This is a genomic window from Variovorax sp. GW821-FHT10B04, from assembly GCF_059415645.1.
Genome location: NZ_JBWKNQ010000004.1, coordinates 438,192 through 453,525, shown reverse-complemented (window position 1 = coordinate 453,525; position 15,334 = coordinate 438,192). Strand labels below are relative to the sequence as shown.

Annotated in this window: 13 protein-coding genes; 8 read left to right on the top strand and 5 right to left on the bottom strand. The window is 68.8% G+C overall.

The genetic code is table 11. The annotated features are described in order from the left end of the window. Positions 1-41 precede the first annotated feature (41 nt). The gene (locus AC07PZ_RS13200; protein ID WP_495295545.1) at positions 42-959 is read right to left on the bottom strand and encodes an AraC family transcriptional regulator; all 918 of its coding nucleotides are present in this window, start codon (positions 957-959) and stop codon (positions 42-44) included. A 197-nt stretch (positions 960-1,156) separates the two neighbouring features. Between AC07PZ_RS13200 and paoA the strand changes: the two genes are divergently transcribed. The 4 genes from paoA to AC07PZ_RS13180 are packed head-to-tail and all read left to right on the top strand — an operon-like array spanning position 1,157 to position 5,823. Further along, complete coding sequence (gene paoA / locus AC07PZ_RS13195) at positions 1,157-1,804, top strand: aldehyde dehydrogenase iron-sulfur subunit PaoA (protein WP_495295544.1); 648 nt, start codon at positions 1,157-1,159, stop codon at positions 1,802-1,804. Continuing rightward, a complete protein-coding gene (locus AC07PZ_RS13190) occupies positions 1,801-2,751 on the top strand; it encodes an FAD binding domain-containing protein (protein ID WP_495295543.1) in 951 nt (316 codons plus the stop codon). Before paoA ends, AC07PZ_RS13190 begins: the two co-directional genes overlap by 4 nt. A 2-nt stretch (positions 2,752-2,753) precedes the next feature. Continuing rightward, positions 2,754-4,961, top strand: a complete 2,208-nt coding sequence (gene paoC / locus AC07PZ_RS13185; RefSeq protein WP_495295542.1) for an aldehyde oxidoreductase molybdenum-binding subunit PaoC — start codon at positions 2,754-2,756, stop codon at positions 4,959-4,961. 19 nt (positions 4,962-4,980) lie between these two features. Continuing rightward, positions 4,981-5,823 (top strand): SDR family NAD(P)-dependent oxidoreductase, encoded by an 843-nt coding sequence (locus AC07PZ_RS13180; protein WP_495295541.1) that lies wholly within the window; start codon positions 4,981-4,983, stop codon positions 5,821-5,823. Positions 5,824-5,843: 20 nt separating this feature from the next. On the opposite strand, the gene AC07PZ_RS13175 is transcribed toward AC07PZ_RS13180, so the two are convergent. The 3 genes from AC07PZ_RS13175 to AC07PZ_RS13165 all read right to left on the bottom strand — a co-directional run bounded on the left by AC07PZ_RS13175 (position 5,844) and on the right by AC07PZ_RS13165 (position 9,376). Continuing rightward, entirely contained in the window at positions 5,844-6,827 is a 984-nt protein-coding gene (locus AC07PZ_RS13175; protein ID WP_495295540.1) for a Bug family tripartite tricarboxylate transporter substrate binding protein, read from the bottom strand. Between the two features lie 64 nt (positions 6,828-6,891). Then, complete coding sequence (locus AC07PZ_RS13170) at positions 6,892-8,754, bottom strand: FAD-dependent monooxygenase (RefSeq protein WP_495295539.1); 1,863 nt, start codon at positions 8,752-8,754, stop codon at positions 6,892-6,894. Between the two features lie 4 nt (positions 8,755-8,758). Beyond that, positions 8,759-9,376, bottom strand: a complete 618-nt coding sequence (locus AC07PZ_RS13165) for a hemerythrin domain-containing protein (RefSeq protein WP_495295538.1) — start codon at positions 9,374-9,376, stop codon at positions 8,759-8,761. A gap of 154 nt (positions 9,377-9,530) precedes the next feature. Between AC07PZ_RS13165 and AC07PZ_RS13160 the strand changes: the two genes are divergently transcribed. The 4 genes from AC07PZ_RS13160 (at position 9,531) to AC07PZ_RS13145 (ending at position 13,856) form a co-directional block, all read left to right on the top strand. Beyond that, positions 9,531-10,397, top strand: a complete 867-nt coding sequence (locus tag AC07PZ_RS13160; protein WP_495295537.1) for a LuxR C-terminal-related transcriptional regulator — start codon at positions 9,531-9,533, stop codon at positions 10,395-10,397. A gap of 24 nt (positions 10,398-10,421) precedes the next feature. Further along, positions 10,422-11,243, top strand: coding sequence for an SDR family NAD(P)-dependent oxidoreductase (locus AC07PZ_RS13155; RefSeq protein WP_495295536.1), 822 nt, complete (start codon positions 10,422-10,424; stop codon positions 11,241-11,243). A 15-nt stretch (positions 11,244-11,258) separates the two neighbouring features. Continuing rightward, a complete protein-coding gene (locus tag AC07PZ_RS13150) occupies positions 11,259-12,491 on the top strand; it encodes an MFS transporter (RefSeq protein WP_495295535.1) in 1,233 nt (410 codons plus the stop codon). Positions 12,492-12,578: 87 nt separating this feature from the next. After that, entirely contained in the window at positions 12,579-13,856 is a 1,278-nt protein-coding gene (locus AC07PZ_RS13145; protein WP_495295534.1) for a CaiB/BaiF CoA transferase family protein, read from the top strand. A 198-nt stretch (positions 13,857-14,054) separates the two neighbouring features. Here AC07PZ_RS13145 and AC07PZ_RS13140 read toward each other — a convergent pair whose 3' ends face one another. Further along, positions 14,055-15,269 carry an ATP-binding protein gene (locus AC07PZ_RS13140; RefSeq protein ID WP_495295533.1) on the bottom strand — a complete coding sequence of 405 codons (1,215 nt, stop codon included), beginning with the start codon at positions 15,267-15,269 and terminating at the stop codon, positions 14,055-14,057. Positions 15,270-15,334 lie beyond the last annotated feature (65 nt).

The following is a 15,334-nucleotide window of genomic DNA, read 5'->3' as shown; positions in this document are numbered from 1 at the left end:
GGCTTGCATGCATGCCTTGACCGTCAGCCTCACCCAGGTGTTCACCCAATCAACCGCAGCCGCCGAACGTCCTGCAAGGGCGGGGCGCCGAACAGCCGGCTGTACTCGCGGCTGAACTGGGACGCACTTTCGTAGCCGACTCGTCCGCTGGCACTGGCTGCGTCGACGCTCTGGTTCAGCATCAGCTGGCGGGCTTCCTGCAACCTCAGCTGCTTCTGGTACTGGAGCGGGCTGGTGCCCGTGATGGACCTGAAATGCTGCCTGAAGGTCGATGGACTCATGTGAACGCGGGCCGCCAGTTCGTCCACCTGCATGGGCTGCGAGAAGTTCTGCTTGAGCCACGCGACCGACTTCGCGATCTGCTGGCTTGGAGAGCCGTCGGACACGAGGTGCCGAAGGTGCGCGCCATGCGGGCCGGCGAGCAGGCGAATGATGATCTCCCGCTTGACCAGCGGCGCCAGCAACGGCAGCAGCGTGGGCTGGCCGAGCAGATCGACGAGCCGCACCAGATCCGCAAGCAGGTATTCGTCGAGCGTCTCGATCGAGATCGGCCGATAGCGTACGTCCCGTGCCGGGGGAGGGAGCTGCATCTCGGCGGCCATCTCGACGATCTCCCGACCATCCATCGTCAGCATGAGGCCCAGCAGCGGCTCCGCAGGGCTGGCAAGCGTCACGTGGGAGATGACGGGCAGCTCGATCGACGTCAGCATCGACTGGCCGGGTCCGTACGTGATCACCTCGCTCCCCAGCAAGACCTGCTTCGTGCCTTGGGCGACCACGCCCAGCCCCAGGCTGAAGATGCAGTGCAGGGGCGCGGTCGGTCCCTTTCGGCGGTGAAGGGACAGCGCTGGAATCGCCGTCGGGTAGTCGCCGTCGTTTTGGGCAAACGCGGCGATGGCACGCGCTAGCTCGCCGGTTGCCGGAACTGGCGGCGGCGCAATGGGCGATGTGCGTTTCACAGGGATTCCTGATCGGGTTCAACCGGCTGCACTTTAGTCCTCGGCGAAGCGGCCGTGCGCCGGCCGTGATGACTTCCGTTGGTTCAGGCAACAAGCACGGCGGTTTTGGCAACCCGGATCGGCACGTTGCCGAAACAATGAATCCAGCCCGCGGGCTCTGACGACCCGCACGGCCCACGATTGAAAAAGGACACGACATGAATCATCCCGAGCCTCTCCTGGTGACGCGGCGCGACACCCTTCTTGCAGGCGTGATGACGGCCGCAGGCGTGTCGTCGGCCGCAGGTCCGGCCGACGTGGCAGCGCAGATTGCGGCGCCTTCATCCGGCGTGCCACAGATGGTCGTTTCTCTGACGGTCAATGGCCAGATGCACGCCCTCCAGCTCGACACGCGCACGAGCCTGCTCGACGCGCTGCGTGAGCATCTCCACCTCACCGGCACGAAGAAGGGATGCGACCACGGCCAATGCGGCGCCTGTACGGTGCTGGTCGACGGCCGCCGCATCAACGCGTGCCTGACGCTCGCCGTCATGCATGAGGGCGCGAAGGTGACGACGATCGAGGGCCTCGGCACGCCGCAGCGCATGCATCCCATGCAGGCCGCCTTCGTGAAGCACGATGGCTACCAGTGCGGCTACTGCACGCCAGGGCAGATCTGCTCCGCCGTCGCCGTGATCGACGAGATCCGGCAAGGCATTCCCAGCCATGTGAGCGCGGACCTGAGCGCGCGCCCCTTGTTCTCGCCGGAAGAAATGCGCGAGCGCATGAGCGGCAACATCTGCCGCTGCGGTGCCTACTCGAACATCGTCGAAGCGATGACCGAAGTCGCCGGAGGCCAGGCATGAAGCCCTTCACCTACGAACGGGTCGCCACGGCCGCGGAGGCCGCTGCCGCCGTCGCGCGACGGCCGGGCGCGAAGTTCATTGCCGGTGGCACCAACCTGCTGGACCTGATGAAGTTGCAGATCGAAGCACCGTCCCATCTGGTCGACGTGAACGCGCTCGCGCTGGACACGATCGAGCCGACGGGCGAAGGTGGCTTGCGCATCGGTGCCATGGTCCGCAACACCGACCTGGCTGCCGACCTGCGTGTGCGGCGTGACTACGGTGTCCTCGCGCGTGCATTGCTGGCGGGTGCGTCGGGCCAGTTGCGCAACAAGGCCACGACGGCGGGCAACCTGCTCCAGCGAACCCGCTGCGCCTACTTCTACGACACCGGGCAGGCCTGCAACAAGCGACTTCCGGGGAGCGGATGCAGCGCCATCGGCGGCGTGACCCGGCTGCACGCGGTGATCGGCCACAGCGGCGCCTGCATCGCGACGCACCCGAGCGACATGGCCGTGGCCATGCGCGTGCTCGATGCGTCCGTGGAGACGGTGCGCCCGGACGGTGATGCGCGCGTGATCCCCATCGCCGATTTCCATCGCCTGCCGGAGAACACGCCGCACATCGAGACGGTGCTCGAACGCGACGAGCTGATCACCGCCGTCACGTTGCCGCGTCCACTGGGCGGCACGCACATCTACCGCAAGGTGCGTGACCGTGCGTCCTATGCGTTCGCGTTGATCTCCGTCGCGGCGGTCGTGCGGCGCGACGGCACCGGCCGTGTCGCCGTCGGCGGTGTCGCGCACAAGCCCTGGCGGGTGGAGGCTTCGGAGACGGCCATGCCGTCGGGGGCGAAGGCGGTCACGGCGCAGCTTCTTGCAGGCGCCCGACCCACGCACGAGAACGCCTTCAAGCTGCCGTTGGTCGAGCGAACGCTCGCCGCCGTGTTGCTGCAAGCCAGGAGCTGATCATGAAGTTCGACACCGCCGCGACCACCAATCCGATCGACCAGTTGAAGGTTGTCGGCAAGCCGACCTTGCGCATCGATGGCCCGCTGAAGACCACGGGACTCGCGCCCTATGCGTATGAGCGCCATGACGTGGTGCCCAACCCGACCTACGGCTGCATCGCCGCCGCCGGCATTGCGAAGGGACGCATCGCATCGATGGACCTGCGCGCAGCCAGGGCAGCGCCTGGTGTGCTGGCCGTCGTCACCGCACGCAATGCCGGCAAGCTCGGGAAAGGCGTCTTCAACACGGCGAAGCTGCTCGGCGGCCCGGACATCGAGCACTACCACCAGGCACTCGCACTGGTGGTGGCCGAGACCTTCGAACAGGCGCGCGCGGCTGCGCAGTTGGTCAGGATCACGTACGCGCCCGCACCGGGCAAGTTCGATCTTGCCTCCGAGAAGGACGCAGCCCCGATGCCCGGCGTGCTGAACGGCAGCCCGCCCGAGAAGATGCAAGGCGACTTCGCCGGGGCGTACGCGCAGGCGCCCGTGCAGCTCGACGTGACGTTCACCACGCCGGACCAGACCCACGCCATGATGGAGCCGCACGCATCGACGGCCGCATGGGACGGCCGCAAGCTCACGATCTGGACGGCCAACCAGATGATCGACTGGAGCGCGGCGGACATGGCCAGGACGCTGGGGATTCCCAAGGCCGATGTGCGCATCGTTGCGCCCTTCGTCGGTGGCGGCTTCGGCGGAAAGCTCTGGATCCGCGCGGACGCGTTGCTCGCCGCACTGGGCGCACGGGCCGTGGGCCGCCCGGTCAAGGTCGCGCTGCAGCGGCCCCTGATCGCCAACAACACGGTGCACCGGCCCGCCACCATTCAGCGCATCCGCCTGGGTGCCACGCGCGACGGCAAGCTGTCCGCCATCTCGCACCTGAGCTGGTCCGGCAACCTTCCCGGTGGTTTGACCGAGCCGGCGGTCGACCAGACCCGGCTCCTCTACGCGGCGCCGCACCGCGAAACACGCGTGCGCCTGGCGGTTCTCGACCTGCCCGAAGGCAATGCGGTGCGTGCACCCGGTGAAGCGAGTGGCCTCGCGGCGCTCGAAGTCGCGATGGACGAGCTGGCCGAGCGGCTGCAAATGGACCCGATCGAACTTCGCATTCGCAACGACACCCAGGTCGATCCCGAGGATCCGAAACGGCCCTTCTCGCAGCGCCGCCTGATCGAATGCATGCGCACGGGCGCCGAGCGCTTCGGCTGGGACAAGCGCACCGTGCGACCGGGACAGGTCCGCGACGGCCGGTGGCTCGTGGGCGTGGGCATGGCGGCGGCGTTTCGCGGCAACCTGGTGATGAACTCCGGCGCACGCGTTCGCCTGGACAACCGGGGCGTCGTGACCGTGGAGACCGACATGACCGACATCGGTACCGGCTCGTACACCGTCATCGCGCAGACCGCGGCCGAGATGATGGGCGTGACGATCGACAAGGTGTTCGTGCGCCTGGGCGACTCCAACTTTCCGGTTTCGGCCGGTTCCGGTGGGCAGTGGGGAGCGAACAGTTCAACGGCTGGCGTCTACGCTGCGTGCATGAAGTTGCGCGAGCAGATCGCCGTCAAGCTCGGCTTCACCTCCGCCGACGTTGCGTTCTCCGACGGCATGGTCCGGTCGGGTGATCGCGCCGTGCAGCTCGCTGAAGCCGCAGGCGCCGAAGGCATCGCGGCCGAGGACAGGATCGAGTTTGGCGACCTTGCACAGAAGTACGTGCAGTCGACTTTCGGTGCGCACTTCGTGGAAGTCGGCGTCGATGCCGCCACCGGTGAGATCCGCGTGCGCCGCATGCTCGCGGTCTGCGCCGCGGGGCGGATCCTCAATCCGATCGGCGCCCGCAGCCAGGTCATCGGCGGCATGACGATGGGTGTGGGCGCTGCGCTGATGGAGGCACTGGCCGTCGACAAGCGGCACGGCTTCTTCGTGAACCACGACCTGGCCGGCTACGAGGTTCCGGTGCACGCCGACATTCCTCACCAGGAGGTCATCTTCCTGGACGAGGTCGACCCGCTCTCGTCACCCATGAAGGCCAAGGGCGTCGGTGAACTGGGCCTGTGCGGCATCGCGGCTGCCGTCGCCAATGCCGTCTACAACGCGACCGGAATCCGTGTCCGCGACTACCCGATCACCCTGGACAAGCTGCTTGATCGCTTGCCCGCGGTGGTCTGAACAACGCAAAGGAGATCACATGCGCAAGAAACAAGTCTGGTTCATCACCGGTGCGGGACGGGGCCTTGGCGTCGACCTGGCCAAGGCCGCCCTGGCCGCGGGCCATTCCGTCGTCGCGACAGGCCGCGACCCTGCCAAGGTTGTTGCCGCGATCGGCGAGCACACCGAGCTGCTGAGCCTCGCGCTCGACATCACGCGCATCGGCGACGCGCAGACCGCGGTCGATGCTGCGCTCTCGACGTTCGGGCGCATCGATGTGCTTGTGAACAACGCCGGCAATTTCCACGCCGGCTTCTTCGAGGAACTGAGCGACGCCCAAGTCCGCAGCCAGCTCGACACCCTGCTGTTCGGCCCGATGAACGTCGCACGCGCGGTGCTGCCCGCGATGCGCGGTCAGCGCTCGGGGCTGCTGCTGAACATTTCGTCGACGGCGGGGATCACCGGGGGCATGTTCTGCACCGCCTATGCGGCAGCCAAGTTCGGCCTGGAAGGATGGACCGAGTCGCTCGTGCCCGAACTCGCGCCCTTCGGCATCCGCACGATGCTGGTCGAGCCCGGTTTCTTCCGGACCGAACTGCTCACGGCCGGGTCCACGACCTTCGCCCAGCCCCACATCGCGGACTACGCGGACCGGAGCCAATCCACCATCGACGCCTGGCGCGGCATGAACGGCAAGCAAGGGGGTGACTCGGCGAAGCTGGCCCGCGCCATCGTGCAGCTCGGCAGCCTGGACGAGCCACCGAGCCGGTTCGCGGGCGGTGCCGATGCGGTGGAGGTGTTCGAGGCCAAGGCCAAGACCTTGCTCGCCCAGGCCGACGCATACCGCGCGCTGTCCACGTCGCTCGCGCACGACGACGCGTGAGGCGAGTGCTGCCGTGCGTCCTACTCCGCCTTGATCCCCCGCTCCTTGATCACCGTGCGCCAGCGCACGGTCTCCCCCTGCATGTACGCCGTGAACTGCTCCGGCGTGCTGGCGACGGCGTCGATGCCGGCTTCCGACAGCTTGCGGCGGATCTCGGGTGACGCGATGGTCTTGGCGTAGGCGGCGGCCAGTGCCTTGATGACCAGCTCGGGTGTGCCTGCGCGCACCGTGAAGCCCTGCCAGCCTTCGACCGCGAAACCCTTCAGGCCCTGCTCGGCCACCGTCGGCACGTTGGGGTAGGCGGCGATGCGCGTGGCGCCCGCCGCGGCGATCGGGCGCAGCTTGCCGCTCTCGAGGTGCGGTTTGGCCGTGGCACGGTCGAGAAACATCAGGCCGACCTGGCCGCCGAGCAGGTCCTGCACGGCCGGGCCGCCGCCCTTGTAGGTGATGGCGACCAGGTTGGCGCCGGTGTCCTTCGCCAGCAGCTCGGTCGCCAGGTGGTGGGTCGTGCCCACGCTCGGCGAACCGTAGTTGAGGCCGGCCGGCACCTTGGCCGCGGCGGCCACCAGCTCGTTCACGTTGTTCACCGGCAGCACGTTCGGGTTGACCACCAGCAGGAAGTCGAACTTGGCGGTGAGGGTGACCGGCGCCAGGTCCTTCTGCGGGTCGTACGAGAGCTTCTCGAACATGCTGGGGTTGACCGCATAGGTCGTCATGTCGCCGAGCAGGAAGGTGTAGCCGTCGGCCGGGTACTGCTTGGCGACCGCGGTCGCACCGATGATCCCCGACGCACCGGGCTTGTTCTCGATCACGATCGGCTGGCCCAGCGCCTCGCCCATGCCGGGCGCGACCACCCGTGCGAAGAAGTCGGTGCCGCCGCCGGCCGGGTAGGGCACGACGAGGCGGATCGGCTGGTTCGGCCAGGCGGCCTGCGCGAAGCCGATGGCGGGCAGCGGCGCGAGTGCGGCGGCCAGGGCGGCAGCGAGGAAAGTACGGGTGCGCATGGATGTCTCCTGTTCTGATCGTTGTGGGTCGTGGGATGCGGTCGTGCGGTGCGGGCCGCCGCGTTCAGTCGACGAGTACCGCGTCGGTCGCGTGCACCGCGGTGTCGGCTCCGTCGGTCATCTCGGTCATCTCGGTCATGTCGGGCGACGTGGCTGTCCCGTGAAAGTCGCGCTTCAGCAGCCGCGTGAAGGCGGCGGCCAGCGCCGCGTCCGGCGATGCGGCGGCGCCGATGCTGCGCCAGCCGACGTGCTGGTCCGGCCGCACCAGCAGTGCGCCTTCGGCGGATACCTCGCGCAGATGGCGCCAGCCGTTGGCAGGGTCGCGCACGTCACCGCTGTCGGAGATCTCGACGACGTCGATCGGCAGGCCGCCGCGGCGTGCGATCCGGGCCGCGGCCTCGCGCCAGCCATGGTCGCCGCGGCCGATCAGCAGCAGGAAGCGGCCGGGCTGCACGAGGTCGAGCGTGGATAGGCGCTGGCCGTCGCGTTCGACCCAGGCGTGCGGCAGCCGATGGCCTGGCCGCGTGGTCGGCACGTAGACCTGGCCCAACGGGTCGCGCAGCGGCGTCGGCGTGGCGTCGGGCGACACCGCACCCTGCTCGTAGTGAAAGCCCAGTTCGATGTCGTGCGCCTGCCATTCCATGCGCTGCAGTTCCATCACCTGGTTCAGGCGCGCGCGCCGGGTGCGGCCTTCGGCGTCGTCGGCGAAGAAGCGGGCGAAGTTGGCGCGCGAGGTGGCCGGATCGCCGCGCACCAGGCCGATGCCGCCATCGGTCAGCGCGTGGTTCTGGAAGGTCATCAGCGCCCACTGCACGTTGGCCGCGGCCACCGGCCGGCGCTCCGCCTCATAGGCATCGAGCAGGCTGTCGGGTGCCTGGCCGTGGATCACCGCGGCCAGCTTCCAGGCCAGGTTGTGGGCGTCCTGGATCGCCGAGTTCAGCCCGAGCCCGGTGGTCGGCGGATGGCGGTGCGCCGCGTCGCCGGCCAGCAGCGCGCGGCCCCAGCGGTAGCGGTCGACCAGCACGCCTTCGACCGTCCAGTGGCCGATGCCGATGATCTCGGGCGACAGGTCGGGGATCTTCAGCAGCTCGCGCATGCGCGGCAGCAGCGAGGCTTCCTCGAAGCGCGACGGGTCGTCGGGCCGAAAGCTGAAATGGAACATCCATTCCTCGGAATGCCGGCCGAAGCGCGTCGGGCCGAGCTGGCCGAGCACGCCGCTGGCCCACGAGCCGCCTTCCGGGTTCACGAACCAGGTGGTCATCGAATGGTCGTCGTCCCACCAGGCCGACAGGTCCGCCTTGAAGTACACGGTGACCATGTGGGCGAGGTCGGTCGCGCCCTCGAAGCGGGCGCCGACCGCCGGGCCGACGGTCTTGCCGCCATCGGCGCCCACCAGGTAGCGCGCCCGCACGCGGGTTTGCTGGCCGGTGGCCCGATCGCGCACGATGGCGTTCACGCCGTCGGCGTCCTGCGTGAAGGATTCGAGCTCGTGGTTGTAGCGCACGTCGGCGCCCGTCTCGGCTTCGGCGATGCCGCGCAGCAGCGGCTCCAGCCGCACCTGCGGATAGAGCGTCGATTCGCACGGGCTGTCCTTCGCGTAGTGCGTCAGCGAGCCGCCGCCGAAGGACTCGATCCGGTAGAACGTGCGGCGGTCCAGCGGGCCGTCGCCGGCCAGGCTGGTGCACCATCGGATGTGCGAGATGTGGGCCAGCGGCATGGAGCGCGCATAGACGCTGTCGGCCACGCCGAACTGCCGCAGGATCTCCATGGTGCGCTGGCTGATGTAGCGCGCCTTGGGCAGCCGGCCCGGTGCCGGATGGCGTTCGACCAGCAGGCTGCGGACACCCAGGCGGGACAGGAAGATGGAGGAGGTCAGGCCGCAGCCGCCGCCGCCGACGATGAGCACGGGTGTGTCGATGGTTTGCATGGATCTATCTGCAGAAGGAGGGCAGGCTGCCCTGGAAGAGAACCCGCCGCAGCAGTTCGCGGCAGGCTTCGGCGATGTCGCGTTCGGCCGGATCGTGGTCGACCGAGAAGGCCGCGTCGAGCTCTGCCCAATCGCCTGCGGTCAGGCAGTCGAGCGCGACCGGAATGACATAGTCTTCCTCGACTTCCATGTGGCCGATATAGGTGGAAACGTAGCGTTCGGCCGCGGCCTCGAAGGCGCCGCGGCGCGACTCGCCCATGACCTCGAAGGCCAGCAGCGCGCGCTCGAGTTCGCGGATCGCGATCTCGCCGCGCGCGTGTTCGGCGTCCAGCCGGTCGAGCACCGGCCGCAGCGGTGGGCAGCGCTCGCGCAGCCTCGGGAACAGGTGGGTGCTTTCCTTGGTGTGGTGCAGCTGCGCCGGCACCTCGTCCAGATAGAAGAGCATGGCGCGCAGCATGCCGAAGTCGGGTGGCGCGCCGCTGCGCCGGGCGCGTTCGACCTGCAGGCGGAACGACCGCAGCACCGCGCCCAGCGCCTGATGCTGTTCCAGGATCGCGGTGACGGCGGGCGGGCTCATGCGCAGGTCTTCATGGTCGCTCTGGATGATCGATGCGCGGGCCACGACGGTCAGTCCCCTTGGCGGGGAACAAGGGTTTCCCCCTGCCGGGTTTTCCTGCCCCCCCATGCGGGGACACGGCCGCGGCCTGGTTGGTGATGCAATGGCCGTCGACAAAGAAAAGCGGATGGCCGGCAGGCCGACCCACGAAGGAGACGCGATGAACAGAACCACCGACACAGTCACCACCCTGGCCGTCGAACACGCCGCCGCGCCCGAGCTGCCCGACATCATCGAGGCGATCGGCAGCGACCGTTTCGGGCCGCAGCTGCTCGCCTACCTGCACCAGATGTGCGGCGCCGACCACTGCGCCGTGTTCCAGTTCGGCACCGATTCGCTGAGCCAGGTCGTGGTCGGCAGCCACGACGGCACCAACGCGGCCCGCCAGCAGGCCACCCGCTACGTCGACCAGCAGTACTGGCGCAAGGACCCGGCGATGTGCGAGGCACAGAGCCGCGTGCGGCTCAAGGAGCCGGTGATCATCCGCGTCGACATCGACGACCTGGCCGACACCGACCTGCGCGAGAACATCTACCCGCACATCCGCGAACGGCTGGTGATCGCCGGCAAGCGCCGCGAGAGCGCCTTCGGCCTGAGCATCCTGCGCTCCGACGTGCACGGCGCCTTCACCGACGGCGACATCCACCGGCTGGGCTCGGTGGCCGAGGTGCTGGTGTCGCTGCTGGCCAAGCATGCGGACATCGTGCTGCACCGCCCCAACATCGCGCTGGCGCTCACCTCGCTGCCCGAGATCGAGAGCTGCATGCTGGCGATGACCGACCTGCCGCGCCGCGAGGCGCAGGTCTGCGCGCGCGTGCTCTACGGCCTGTCGACCATCGGCATCGCGCTCGACCTGTCGATCGGCGAAGAGAGCGTCAAGACCTACCGCAAGCGCGCCTACCAGCGCCTGCAGATCGGCTGCGGCCGCGAGCTGCTGACCTGGTACCTGACGCTGTGGAGCGAGTGGAAGGGCCAGATCTTCTTCGGTGCGGGCGCACAGGCCGCGCCACGCCTGGTGCTCAACTGATATTTCAACGAAGGACCCGAGGACATGCGATTCAAGGACCAGGTGGTCGTGGTGACCGGCGCGGCCAGCGGCATCGGCGAAAGCACCGCGCAGCTCTTTGCGGCCGAGGGTGCCGTGGTGGCCGTCAACGACTGGCGGCCGGAAGCCGCCGAAGCGGCCGCGGCCGCCATCCGCGCATCGGGCGGCCAGGCCTTCGCGCTGCCGGGCGACGTGTCGGACCCGGACTCCGTGCAGACCAACGTGCAGCAGGTGATGGCGCGCCACGGGCGCATCGACGTGCTGGTGAACAACGCCGGCATGATCGACTACCAGCCGGCCGAGGACGTCAGCGCCGCGGCCTGGCGGAAGATCATGGCGGTGAACGCCGACGGCGTGTTCTTCTGGGCGCAGGCCGTGGCCCGCGCCAGCATGCTGCCGCGGCGCGCGGGCGCGATCGTCAACGTCGCATCGCCCGCCGGGCTGGCCGCCATTCCGAACAACGTGGGCTATGTCGCGTCGAAGCACGCGGTGGTCGGCATCACCAAGTCGCTGGCGGTCGAATGGGGCCGCTTCGGCATCCGCGTGAACTGCCTGTGCCCCGGCATCACCGAGACGCCGATGGTGCAGGAGGTGGCGGCGCGCAACCCGGTGATGTGGGCCGACCGCCGCGCCCGCATTCCGCTCGGCCGGCCCGCCGCCGTGCGCGAGCAGGCCGAGGCGATCGCCTTCATGGCGTCGGCGCAGGCCGGCTATGTGCACGGGCTGATCATGAACGTCGACGGCGGGATGATGTCGCTGTTCTCGGGCTACTCCCTCACGGCGCAAGCACAGGCGCCCCAGGCGACCGCGGCGGCCGGCGCGGCCTGACGCACCGTGGCCCGCGTGCCCGTTGATACCGCGCAGGCTGCACCAGCCGCTCCGGCACTCTCGGGCGCCGGCCTCGGCTTTCTGCTGCCGATCGGCATCGCGTCCTTTGCCAGCAGCGCGGCGCTGCGCCTGTGCGACGCGATGCTGCCGGCGCTGGCGTCCGAGTTCGGCGTCGGCCTGGGCCGCGCGGCCTTCGCGACATCGGGCTATGCGCTGGCCTACGGGTTGCTGCAGCTCGTCTACGGCGCGCTGGGCGACCGCTTCGGCAAGTGGCGCGTGGTGTCGCTCGCCACGCTGGCGTGCACGCTCGGCAATCTGCTGGCCGCGGCGGCGGGCAGCCTGGACATGCTGATCGCGGCCCGCGTGCTGTCAGGCGCCACGGCCGCGGCCATCATCCCGTTGTCGATGGCGCTGATCGGCGACGCCGTGCCCTTCGCGCAGCGCCAGGTGGTGCTCGCGCGCTTCCTCACGGCGACCATCAGCGGGATGATCGCCGGGCAGTGGCTGTCGGGGCTGTTCGCGGACACGCTGGGCTGGCGCTGGGCCTTCAGCGTCTTCGCGCTGCTGTTCGCCAGCGTCGGCGCGGCCATGGTGCTGCGTCCGCCGGCCGGCATGCGCGCGCGGCCGGCCGCAATGCCCGGCGCCGCGGCAGGGCCCGGGCTGCTCGCCGGCATGCGCCAGGTGCTGCGCGACCCCTGGGTGCGCTGGCTGCTGGCCGTGACGATCGTGCAGGCGGCCTTCGCGTTCGCGGCGGTCACCTTCATCCCCGCCTTTCTGCACCATGAGTTCGGACTCGGCCTGCAGGCGTCGGCGGGCGTGGTGGTGGCCTACGGCGTCGGCGGCCTGCTGTATGCATGGCGCGCGGGTGCGCTGCTGCGGATGGCGACGCAGCCGACGCTGGTGGCCATCGGCGGCGCGATGGTGGCGCTGTCGTATGCCGTCATGGCCTTCGCCGGCCACTGGCTGGTGGTGCTGCCGGTCTGCCTGGTGGCCGGCATGGGCTACTACATGCTGCAGAACATGCTCAACACGCAGGCCTCGCAGATGGCGCCGGCGTTGCGCGGCACGGCGATGTCGCTGTTCGCGGCGAGCCTGTTCTCCGGCATCTTCGTGGGCGTGTCGGTCGGCGCGGCGGTGGTCGACCTGGGCGGCTATCGCGGCCTGTTCGGCGTCGCGGCGGCGGGCATCGCCGTCATCTGCCTGGTGATGCGGCGCGGCCTGCTGCGGCACGCGGCCGGGTTGCGCTGAGCGGTCTCGCTGCTGTCCGCTGTTGTCCCCCACTGTCCCCTGGCAAGGGGGCGGACCGGCGGCACGCGAGCCGCTACGCTCGCAGCCATGTCGACCGAGAACCCTTCCTCCAACTCTTCCTCATCCGCTCCGCAGGCACCGGCTTCGGCTTCCGTTTCGGCGCTTCCCGGCTTCGCGCCCGGCACGCTCGACGGCGTGAAGGTGCTGGAACTCGGCTCGCTGATCGCGGGCCCCTACGCCAGCGCGCTGCTCGCGCAGTTCGGTGCCGAGGTCATCAAGATCGAGCCGCCCGACGGCGGTGATCCGCTGCGCACCTGGCGCAAGCTGCACGACGGCACCTCACTGTGGTGGTACACGCAGAGCCGCAACAAGAAGTCCGTCACGCTCGACCTGAAGCGCGAGGAGGCCCGCGACATCGTGCGGCGCCTTGCCGCCCAGGCCGACATCGTCATCGAGAACTTCCGCCCCGGCACGCTCGAGAAATGGGGCCTGGGCTGGGAGCAGCTGTCGGCCCTCAACCCGAAGCTGGTGATGGTGCGCATCTCGGGCTACGGGCAGTCGGGCCCGTACAGCCAGAAGCCCGGCTTCGCGGCGATCGCTGAATGCATGGGCGGGCTGCGCCACGTCACCGGCTTCCCCGACCGGCCGCCGGTGCGTGTGGGCGTGAGCCTGGGCGACACGCTCGCATCGCTCTACGGCACCATCGGCGCGCTGCTGGCCATGCACCACGTGAAGGTCAACCGCGGCACCGGCCAGTTCATCGACGTGGCGCTGTACGAGGCCGTGTTCGCCGTCATGGAAAGCCTGGTGCCCGAATACGCCGAGTTCGGCCACGTGCGCGAGCGTTCGGGCAGCAGCCTGCCGGGCATCTCGCCGTCCAACACCTACCTGTGCGGGGATGGGCACTACGTGGTGATCGCGGGCAACGGCGACGGCATCTTCCGCCGCCTGATGGCTGCGATCGGCCGCGACGACCTGGGCAGCGATCCGGGGCTGGCGCGCAACGACGGCCGCGCGGCGCGCAATGCCGAGCTCGATGCGGCGATCTCCGCGTGGACGATGCAGCGCGGCCTGGACGAGGTGCTCGACGTGCTCGACGCCGCCTCGGTGCCGAGCGGCCGGGTCTACACCGCGGCCGACATCGCGCAGGACCCGCACTTCAAGGCGCGCGACATGATCCAGCGCAACACGCTGCCCGATGGCCAGCCGATCGACCTGCCGGGCATCGTGCCCAAGCTCAGCGCCACGCCGGGCGAAACGCGCTGGGTCGGACCGAAGCTCGGCGAGCACACCGACGCCGTGCTGGCCGCGCTCGGCATCGATGCCGCGGAGCGCGAGCGCCTGCGGGCCGCGGGCGTGACGTGAAGATCGCACTCGTCGGCCCGCAGCCGAGATCGCCGACGGCCCGCGCACCGGCAACTTCCGTCGCGGCAGCATGCTGGTGGCGGATGCGCAGGGGCGCAGCCGCATCTCTCATGCCGACTTTGCGGCGGCGTTCATCGAAGAGCTGTCGGCCGCGCGCTGGCGGCGCCAAGTGATGACGGCCGGGTACTGATCCGAGACCTATTCCGTTGGCCTGGAGCCGTCGGCCGCCAGCGTGATGCGTTTGGCTGAGTCCGAGCCCTCGAGCGTCTCACGGATGCTGGCCCGGCCGCGGTAGGCTTCGATCACGAAGGGATCGCTGACACCGTAGATGCCGTGGCCGTCGCGGGCGAGGATGTTCTCGTCGAGAAGCAGAACGGCGACCTTCTGCACCTCCTCGGAGGCGACCGGTCGGCCAAGGGCGCGCCCGTAGGCCTCGAGCGTTGCACCCGAGAACAGCCCCTTGACACCTTGCCCGCCTTCGTCGCACACGTAGTTGAAGACGGCCTGTGCAAGGGGACCGAGATCTTCCACTCGAGCCAGTTCGACTGCTGCGGCCGACTGCCTGACGCCTTCCGTGATCGCCCGCAGGTCCTGATCCGCGTTCGAGAAGACGGGCATGTTCTGGAGCGCGATCAGGGCTTTCGTCAGCTCTTCGGGTCGCCGCCCGAGGCGGGTGAAGCACTCGAACGCCACGTCGAGGGACGGCGCTCGCTCGCCCAGATCCGCCTCCTTCAACAGCCACTCGACGAAGTCCTTTTCGAGAAGGGGGAAGTCGTCCGACATCGCACCGTTGAAAGCCTGCTTGCCCTTGATCGTGAGTTCGCGAACCCGAGCGCGATGCGATCCGGTACCGAGGAAGAGGAAATACCCGGGCGTATCCGGCTTGGTGTTGACCTCGTCGCGCGCAGCCTTCAACGCAAGGAGCATGTTGCCGCCATCGTCTGTATTGAGAGCGTGCTGGATCTCGTCGATGATGACGACGACATCGGTCTTGGCCTTGCCCACCAACTCTGCAAAGGCGCCGGCCAGCGTGCTGCCCTCGGTCTTGCCCAGTTCGGCCAGGCTGAAGCCGAATTTGAAGCCCGCTGCGCCGACGTCCAGCCCCTTCAACCGTTTCAGCACGCCCAGCACCTTGGAGTCCGGGCGTTCCAGTTCCTGCAGCGTCTTGCGCACCGCGGCCAGGAGAAGGTCGGTCGGCCTGGCCGCAGTGTTGCTCCACAGATCGACGTACACAACAATGGCACCTTCCGCTTCCAACGCGGGGATCAGGTCACCCCGCAGGAAGGTCGTCTTGCCAATTCGACGCAGTCCGCCCAGGAACAGCCCCGATCGAATGCTGTTCTTGGTGAGCCCCTTGGGGTGCAGGAGCTGCTGAGCCATGTCTGCAGCGAGCGCCGGCCGGTGGAAGGTCATTTCTATCCTTTTTTATCTTCCTGAGGATAATTATCCCCTGAAGATAAAAAAAGTAAATCGCCCGC

Coding starts and splice junctions, on each gene's coding strand:
- paoA (WP_495295544.1), top strand. CDS start 1,157: ATGAATCATCCCGAGCCTCTCCTGGTGACGCGGCGCGACACCCTTCTT.
- AC07PZ_RS13190 (WP_495295543.1), top strand. CDS start 1,801: ATGAAGCCCTTCACCTACGAACGGGTCGCCACGGCCGCGGAGGCCGCT.
- paoC (WP_495295542.1), top strand. CDS start 2,754: ATGAAGTTCGACACCGCCGCGACCACCAATCCGATCGACCAGTTGAAG.
- AC07PZ_RS13180 (WP_495295541.1), top strand. CDS start 4,981: ATGCGCAAGAAACAAGTCTGGTTCATCACCGGTGCGGGACGGGGCCTT.
- AC07PZ_RS13175 (WP_495295540.1), bottom strand. CDS start 6,827: ATGCGCACCCGTACTTTCCTCGCTGCCGCCCTGGCCGCCGCACTCGCG.
- AC07PZ_RS13170 (WP_495295539.1), bottom strand. CDS start 8,754: ATGCAAACCATCGACACACCCGTGCTCATCGTCGGCGGCGGCGGCTGC.
- AC07PZ_RS13160 (WP_495295537.1), top strand. CDS start 9,531: ATGAACAGAACCACCGACACAGTCACCACCCTGGCCGTCGAACACGCC.
- AC07PZ_RS13155 (WP_495295536.1), top strand. CDS start 10,422: ATGCGATTCAAGGACCAGGTGGTCGTGGTGACCGGCGCGGCCAGCGGC.
- AC07PZ_RS13145 (WP_495295534.1), top strand. CDS start 12,579: ATGTCGACCGAGAACCCTTCCTCCAACTCTTCCTCATCCGCTCCGCAG.
- AC07PZ_RS13140 (WP_495295533.1), bottom strand. CDS start 15,269: ATGACCTTCCACCGGCCGGCGCTCGCTGCAGACATGGCTCAGCAGCTC.